This window comes from Candidatus Pelagibacter sp., assembly GCF_052049775.1.
Classification (GTDB): domain Bacteria; phylum Pseudomonadota; class Alphaproteobacteria; order Pelagibacterales; family Pelagibacteraceae; genus Pelagibacter.
This window is the reverse complement of the sequence record NZ_JBNGZH010000042.1, coordinates 1-8081: the sequence shown is the minus strand read 5'-3', so window position 1 is coordinate 8081 and position 8081 is coordinate 1. Positions and strand designations below refer to the sequence as shown.

At 25.6% G+C, this 8081-nt stretch carries 6 protein-coding genes; all 6 read left to right on the top strand.

The features are described from left to right. Positions 1-1588, top strand: a 1588-nt coding sequence (locus ACTT83_RS05560; protein ID WP_440919110.1) for a peptidoglycan D,D-transpeptidase FtsI family protein, incomplete at its 5' end; no start/stop codon positions are given. Further along, positions 1589-4432, top strand: coding sequence for a UDP-N-acetylmuramoyl-L-alanyl-D-glutamate--2,6-diaminopimelate ligase (locus ACTT83_RS05555; protein WP_440919109.1), 2844 nt, complete (start codon positions 1589-1591; stop codon positions 4430-4432). Then, the gene (mraY, locus tag ACTT83_RS05550; protein WP_440919108.1) at positions 4433-5518 is read left to right on the top strand and encodes a phospho-N-acetylmuramoyl-pentapeptide-transferase; all 1086 of its coding nucleotides are present in this window, start codon (positions 4433-4435) and stop codon (positions 5516-5518) included. It abuts the gene before it with no gap. Continuing rightward, on the top strand, positions 5515-6801 hold the full coding sequence (murD, locus tag ACTT83_RS05545; protein ID WP_440919107.1) for a UDP-N-acetylmuramoyl-L-alanine--D-glutamate ligase: 1287 nt from the start codon (positions 5515-5517) through the stop codon (positions 6799-6801). Before mraY ends, murD begins: the two co-directional genes overlap by 4 nt. After that, complete coding sequence (locus ACTT83_RS05540; RefSeq protein ID WP_440919106.1) at positions 6791-7915, top strand: FtsW/RodA/SpoVE family cell cycle protein; 1125 nt, start codon at positions 6791-6793, stop codon at positions 7913-7915. The genes murD and ACTT83_RS05540 overlap by 11 nt, the downstream gene beginning before the upstream one ends. A 1-nt stretch (position 7916) precedes the next feature. Next, positions 7917-8081 (top strand): glycosyltransferase (locus ACTT83_RS05535; RefSeq protein WP_440919111.1); only part of this gene is annotated, 165 nt, incomplete at its 3' end.

Here is an 8081-nt window from a genome sequence, read left to right as displayed (position 1 = left end):
TATTTTTTTTATCTTTTTTATAATTTTTATAATTTTTTCTATACACTTAGTACATCTTGGCTCTAGAGATTCTAAAAAAGTAATAAATGAAAATTTGACTAGTACTTCCAATAAACTTTATAGAGCAGACATAATTGATAGAAACGGAAAATACCTAAGTAAGACAGTAAGTTCAATTGATATTGGCATAAGCACTAAAAAAGTTATTGATAAAAAAAAGTTATTAATTAATCTAAAATATATTTTTCCCAATAAAGATTTTGTCAAAATTCAAAATCAATTGAAAAATAAAAAATTTTTTTACTTAGAAAAAAAGATATCTGAAGAAAATTATGAAAAGGTAATGAAACTAGGTGACAAATCAATTCAACCTGAGGAAAAATTAATAAGAATTTATCCTGAAAAAAACTTATTCAGTCATATTCTCGGTCAAATTGATAATGATAACAACGGAGTCTCAGGTCTGGAAAAATCATTAGACAAAATTTTAAGAAATAGTAAAGAACCTATTCAATTAACAGTAGATAAAGACTTACAATTTTTAATCAGAGAAGAGTTAATTAAATTCAACAAAATTTTTAATACCATTGGAAGTGCTGCAATTTTGATGGATGTAAATAATGGTGAAATACTATCTTTAGTTTCTCTTCCTGATTTTGATCCAAATCAGAGAGAGAAAATCTCAGATTCAAATTATATAAATAGAGTCACTAAAGGTGTGTATGAATTTGGATCTGTATTTAAAACTTTCACATTAGCTGCTGCTCTTGATGAAAAAATTATTACTGCTGAAACGGAATATGTTGATTTACCAAAATCTCTTAAGTGTGCAGGATTTCCGATAAGAGAATACGACAAAAAAATCCCATCCAATCTTACTGCTGAACAAATATTAGTTCGTTCTGGCAACATAGGCTCAGTTAGAATTGCTCAGCAAGTGGGCGAGGAAAAATTTAAATCATTTTTATCAAAGATTGGTGTTTTAGAAAAAATTGACTTTGATATTGAGGAAGTAGGAAAACCAATACAATTCAATTGGGGAAAATGTCCACTTGCTACAGCATCATTTGGTCATGGCATTACAACTACATTGCTTCAATTAGCAAAAGCTTATTCTATTGTTGTTAATGGGGGTTATAAAATAAAACCAAAGTTGCTCAAAAATAATAGTAATGAAAAAAAAGAAAAAATTTTAAGTCAAGATTTATCAAGAGAAATTTTACCAATCTTAAGAAAAATTGTTTCAACAAAAGATGGAACCGCATCACTGGCAAATGTAAATGGATATGAAATTGGTGGTAAAACAGGAACAGCTGAAAAAAGTGCCGATGGAGAGTATTCAAATAAGAAGATTAATTCTTTTGTGTCAGTATTTCCAACATCTAAACCAAAATTTGTTTTAGCCGTTATGTTGGATGAACCAAAAATAAATGAAAACTATATTTATCATTATAGAGATGGATCAAATATAAAGTACAAAGGGACACCTTTTAATACTGCTGGATGGACAACAGTTGAAGCTACAGGTCAAATTGTTGAAAAAATTGGGCCTATTTTAGCCACAAAATATAGTGAATTTAATTTTTAGATGTTACTTAAAGATTATTTCCCAAATATTGGAAAAAAATATGAAAAGACTTTTTTTTCTGACATCTGTTTTGAGAGTTCAAAAGTAAAAAAAGATAATGTCTTTTTTGCGATTAAAGGCACAAATATTGATGGAAATAATTTCATATTAGATGCAATAAACAAAGGCTCAAAAATTATTGTAACTGAAAAGAAAATAACAAAATTTCCAAATGGAGTATTAATTATTCATTCAAAAAATGTGAGAAAATTATTAGCTGAAGTTTCATTTAAAATTTATAATAAAAAACCATCAAATTTAATAGCAATTACAGGAACTAATGGAAAGTCTTCCGTAGCTGATTTTTATTATCAAATATTAAAATTTAATAAAAGAAAAGTTGCATCAATTGGAACTTTGGGTGTTAAATCAAACAACAAATATATCAATTTATCCAATACAACCATCGACCCAATTCAATTGGGGAAGATATTAAATTATCTTAAAAATCAGAAAGTAGAAGATGTAATACTGGAAGCTTCAAGTCATGGTTTAAGTCAAAATAGGTTAGATGGTTTAAAATTTAATTCAGGAATATTTACAAATTTATCTCAAGATCATTTAGATTATCACAAAAATTTAAAAGATTATTTAATCGCAAAACTCTATCTTTTTGAGAAACTTCTATCTATTAAAGGCAATGTAATTACTGATGAAAAAATACCTGAATTTAGAAACATAAAAAAAATTGCATTAAAGAGAAATTTAAAGATTTATTCTATAAATAATCCAAAAAATCATATTAAAATTTTATCTCATCATTTTTTAGGTGAGAAACAAATGTTAATAATCAAATATAAAAACTTAATCAAAAATATTAAGCTCAACCTTATAGGTAAAATACAACTCAAGAACATAATGATGGCAATTATAGCTGCCCAAAAAAGTAATCTAAGTTTAAATAAAATTTTGGCAGTTATTCCAAAAATAAGATCTGTTGAGGGTAGACTAGAAAAAATTGGCAATATTAAAAATAAATCTAAAGTTATCTTGGATTACGCACACACACCAGATGCATTAAAAATATCTCTTCTTTCATTAAGAGAGCAATTTCCTAATAAAAAAATTGTTCTTTTGTTTGGTTGTGGTGGAAATAGAGATCAAAATAAAAGATCAAAAATGGGTAAAATAGCTTCATTATATTCAGATCAAATATATTTAACAGATGATAATCCTAGATTGGAAAATCCTAACAAAATTAGAAAAGATATTAAAAAGGGAATAAATAGTAAAAAAATATCAGAAATTTCTGATAGAGCAAAGGCGATTTCTGAAGCGGTTAAAAATTTAACTACAGGCAATATCTTATTAGTTGCTGGCAAAGGTCATGAAAAAATTCAAGAAATTGGTAATCGTAAAATTTATTTTTCGGATAAAAAAATAATTTTAAACGCAATTAAATTAAAAAATTTGAATTTATCAAATAATTTGAAATTAAATCTCATTAAAGAGTCATCTGGTGATAAAAAATTAAATACAAATTTAACTCTGGGACAAGCTAGAATTAATTCAAAAGAAGTTAAAAAAAATGACATTTTTTTCGCTATACGAGGCAGGAAAAATGATGGAAATAAGTTTGTAGAAGAAGCTCTGAAGAAAAAAGCTTCCATAGTAGTTGTAAATAAAGTTAAAAAAAAATTAGATTATAAAAAACAAATAAAAGTAATAGATTCATTGAAATTTTTGACTGAAACATCAACCATTTTCAGAGAGAATATTGATGCAAAGATAATTGCAATAACAGGGAGCTGTGGAAAAACTACACTTAAGGAATTATTAGGCAAAACTCTAAAAAAAATTTCTAAAACAACTATTTCCCCAAAATCTTATAATAACAAATATGGGGTTCCATTAAGTCTTTTTAATTTGAGTAAGAACGATAATTATGGAGTTTTGGAAGTCGGCATGGATAAAAAAGGGGAAATTGATTATTTATCAAAAATTATCAAACCAGACATAAGCGTTATTACTAATATAAATTACGCTCATGCTAAAAATTTTAAGAATATAAAAGATATTGCACTTGCAAAATCTGAAATAATTTCAAATACGAAGCCAAATGGTTTTGTGATTTTAAATGCAGATGATAATTTTTTTAGATTACATCAAAAAATAGCTACTAAAAATAATATTAATACTATTTCATTTGGGATCAAAAATCGTAAATCTGATGTGAAGTTAATTAATATTATTAAAATTAATGATAATTTTAAAATAAATATCAAAGCTAAAAATTTTAACAAAAGTTTTGTGATTTCTAATAATTTTCAAAATAACATTTATAATATTTTAGCTACTTTAGCGGTAATGAGTATTAATATTGATATTACAAAATTAGATAAAAAAGTTTTTTTTTATTTTACAACTCCACAAGGGAGAGGAGATTTATCAAGAATAAAAATAAATAAAAAAAACATAAACCTAATAGATGAAAGTTATAATTCAAATCCTTTATCCCTTAAATCTGCGATATTGAATTACGATAAAGTAAAGAGCAAAAATTTCAGAAAGTATCTCTTACTTGGTGATATGTTAGAACTTGGAACTCATTCTAAAAAACTTCACCAGTCAATTGCTCCAATAATTAATAAAACAAAAATTGATAAAATTTTCTTAAAGGGAAACTATATAAGTCAAATATTCAAAAAGATTGTAAAATCAAAAAGAGGTAAAGTTTTTAGAACCAATTCTCAAATGATTAAATTTATTAAAGATGATTTGAATAATAATGATTATTTAATGGTTAAAGCCTCAAATGCGACAGGTTTTAATAAGATGATAAATGATTTAAAAGGAATTAAGTAGATGCTTTATCAATTTTTATTAAACTATGTAGATACATTTGGATTTTTGAATGTTTTTAAATACTTAACTTTCAGAACTGGTTTATCTGTTTTCACATCACTCATAATAGTTTTAATAATTGGAGGGCCGTTTATAAAATTCTTCTCAAATCAAAAAATTTTAAATCCTATAAGAGATGACGGACCTGAAGATCATATAATTAAAAAAATTGGTACACCAACTATGGGTGGATTAATTATTCTATTAGGTTTACTCACATCAGTAATTTTGTGGGCAGACTTATCAAATATTAATATTTTGTTTTGTGTGTACGTTGCCGTTTCATTTGGACTTTTAGGTGCATTTGATGATTATAAAAAGATTAAGTATAGTAACTCTTCAGGAATTTCATCTAAATTAAAAATAATTTTACAAATCGTATTATCAATTTTTGGTGTTGTTATTTATGTAAATTTTATAGATTATCAAAACATAACTAATTTATATTTTCCGTTTTTTAAAAACTTAATCATTAATCTTGGTTGGTTTTTTATTCCTTTTGCAATATTTGTAATTATTGGTTCATCTAATGCAGTTAATTTGACAGATGGTTTAGATGGTTTGGCAACTGTTCCAGTAATTTTGGTGGCAGCATGCTTTGCATTTATTAGTTATGTAACTGGTAATATTGTATTTTCAGATTATCTACAAATTCCTTACATAGAGGGAACTGGAGAGGTAGCAATATTTTGTGGAGCTATAATAGGTTCATGTCTTGGATTTTTATGGTTTAACGCACCTCCAGCTAAAATTTTTATGGGCGATACAGGTTCATTGTCTTTAGGAGGTTCTTTGGGAGCTGTTGGAATAATAACAAAACATGAAATAGTTTTAGCAATTACCGGAGGTCTTTTTGTATTAGAAGCGGTTTCTGTGATGGTTCAAGTTATTTCATTTAAACTTACTGGAAAAAGAATTTTTAAAATGGCTCCTATCCATCATCACTTTGAGAAAAAAGGTTGGCCAGAGTCGACTGTTGTAATAAGGTTTTGGATCATTTCTATAATTCTTGCGATGATAGGATTAGCTACTTTAAAATTGAGATGAAAAAAATAATTGAAAATATTTTTTTGAAAAAAAAAATATTAATCTATGGGCTTGGAAAAAGTGGAATATCATCTTTTAAATTTTTAAGAAATAAAGCTGATGTTTATCTATTTGACGATTTGAAAAACACACATCCAAAACAAATTTCTAAATTAGAATTATCAAAAATAAAATTTGACATAATTATTATAAGCCCAGGTATCAATATTTTGAATTGTAAATTATCTAAATTTTTAAAACTTAATAAGAAAAAAATTTATACAGATTTAGATGTATTTTTTACTTTTTTCAAAAATAAATGCATTACTATTACAGGTACCAATGGAAAATCTACTACTGCTAAAATTTTATATGAAGTTTTAAAAGATCAAAAAAAAGATGTGAGACTTATTGGGAACATTGGAAATCCTCCATTAAATGAAAAAAAAATATCAAGAAATACAATTTTTGTAATAGAGGCGTCTTCTTACCAGCTTGATTACAGTCAGTTATTTAGTTCAAAATATTCAATAATCTTGAACATTAAACCCGACCATCTTGAAAGACATAAAACTCTTCAAAATTATGTTGATGCAAAATTTAAACTCCTAGACTCTCAATCCAAAAGTTGTTTAGCATTTGTTAAAAGAGATGACGCACTAATTTCGAGAAAATTAAAATCTAAAAAATTTAATTGTAAGATTGTTAAAGTAAATACAGAAAAAAATGACAATGATTTTCTGGAAATCAAAAATAAATATTTTTTAACTGAGTCAAATAGAGAAAATCTATCTTTCATTATAGAATTGGCAAAAAAATTAAAACTAAAAAACTATCTTTTACGAAAAACGATTAAAAATTTTAAGGGTTTGAAATATCGCCAACAAATTATTATTCAAAATAAGAATCTCACTATTATAAATGACTCAAAATCCACCAGTTTCTCATCTTCTGTCGGAATGTTAAAAAAAGCCTCCAACATATTATGGTTATTGGGTGGTATTTACAAAAAAGGTGACAAATTAGAATTAAAAAAAAAAGATTTAAGTAATGTTACCGCTTTTATTTATGGAGAAAATAAAAATTTTTTTATCAAACAGCTTAGAAGTAAAGTAAAATTTAAGAATTATCTAAATTTAGAAGACGCAGTGAAAAACGTTTTTTCTATAATCAAAACAAAAAGATCTATTAAATATACGATATTATTTAGCCCTTGTGCAGCGTCGTTTGATAACTTTAAAAACTTCGAAGAAAGAGGTTTATATTTTAATCGATTAGTAAAAAGATTTATGTATGGAAAATAAGAATACTTTATTTAGCATTTATTATGATTGGTGGAAAAATATAGATAAGTTTCTTTTTTCCCTGATTGTTTTATTATTTTTAACAGGTCTATTTTTTTCCTTAGTTTCCACATCATTAATTGCCTCTGATAAATTAGATACAAATGATTACCAATTTTTTTTTAAACATTTAGTTTTTATTTTGTTAGGGATGATTATAATTTTTTTATTATCTTCAATTAAAAAAGAGCAACTTCTAAAATATTCTCCTCTATTCTTTTTTTTATCATTAATATTTTTAATTTTAGTGCCTATAATTGGGGTAGAGGTTAAGGGTTCAAAAAGATGGATAGATCTATACTTTCTGCCTAGATTTCAACCGATAGAGTTAGTTAAGCCATTTCTTATCATTTTTATTAGCTTGATTTTGTGTAGCCAGAAATTTAGCAACATTCATATAAAGTATTTATTTTCTTTTATAATAACTTTAGGTATTGCCTTATTATTATCATTACAGCCAGATATAGGACAAACACTTTTAGTTTTTTTTAGTTGGTCAGTATTAATATTTTCTTCGGGTATAAGTATACTTTTACTTCTTTTTTTATTTTCATCAATTATCTTAATATTTTTTTACTTAATTTTTTTTGTTTCAAAATTCACATACATTAAAAATAGATTAATATCTTTTATAGACTCCGAAACCGGAACTTACAATTTTCAATCAGACAAAGCTTTAGAGTCCATTACGAGTGGAGGCTTTTTTGGGAAAGGTATAGGAGAGGGGACTTTAAAAAATAGAGTTCCAGAAGCACATACAGATTATATTATTTCAGTAATTTCCGAAGAGTTTGGTGTAATTGCCATAATTTTAATCATTTTATTGTTTTTAATGTTTATTTACTCAGTGTTTAAAAAAGTTAATTTTGAAAATGATGAAATTATTAAATTAATTTTAGTCGGATCTATAAGCCTTATATTAATGCAAACCATAATTCATATTGGAGTAAATATTAGATTATTTCCTACAACTGGTATGACATTACCATTTATAAGTTATGGTGGTTCCTCAATAATTAGTATTTCAATTTTATCTGGAATAATTTTGAACTTTACAAAAAGAAATCTAAATTAGAATGAATAAAAATTACTTGATAACTACAGGAGGATCAGGGGGCCATGTAATCCCTGCAGTAATACTTTATGAACATTTATCTAAAGATGCAAAAGTAATAATCACAACCGATAAGAGGGGCTTAAAATATTTAAATGATGAAAATTATCAATTAAGAATTATTGAT

What these genes read in the sequence shown, in the direction of transcription:
- ACTT83_RS05555 (WP_440919109.1), top strand. Translation starts at nt 1,589, where the DNA reads ATGTTACTTAAAGATTATTTCCCAAATATTGGAAAAAAATATGAAAAG.
- mraY (WP_440919108.1), top strand. Translation starts at nt 4,433, where the DNA reads ATGCTTTATCAATTTTTATTAAACTATGTAGATACATTTGGATTTTTG.
- murD (WP_440919107.1), top strand. Translation starts at nt 5,515, where the DNA reads ATGAAAAAAATAATTGAAAATATTTTTTTGAAAAAAAAAATATTAATC.
- ACTT83_RS05540 (WP_440919106.1), top strand. Translation starts at nt 6,791, where the DNA reads ATGGAAAATAAGAATACTTTATTTAGCATTTATTATGATTGGTGGAAA.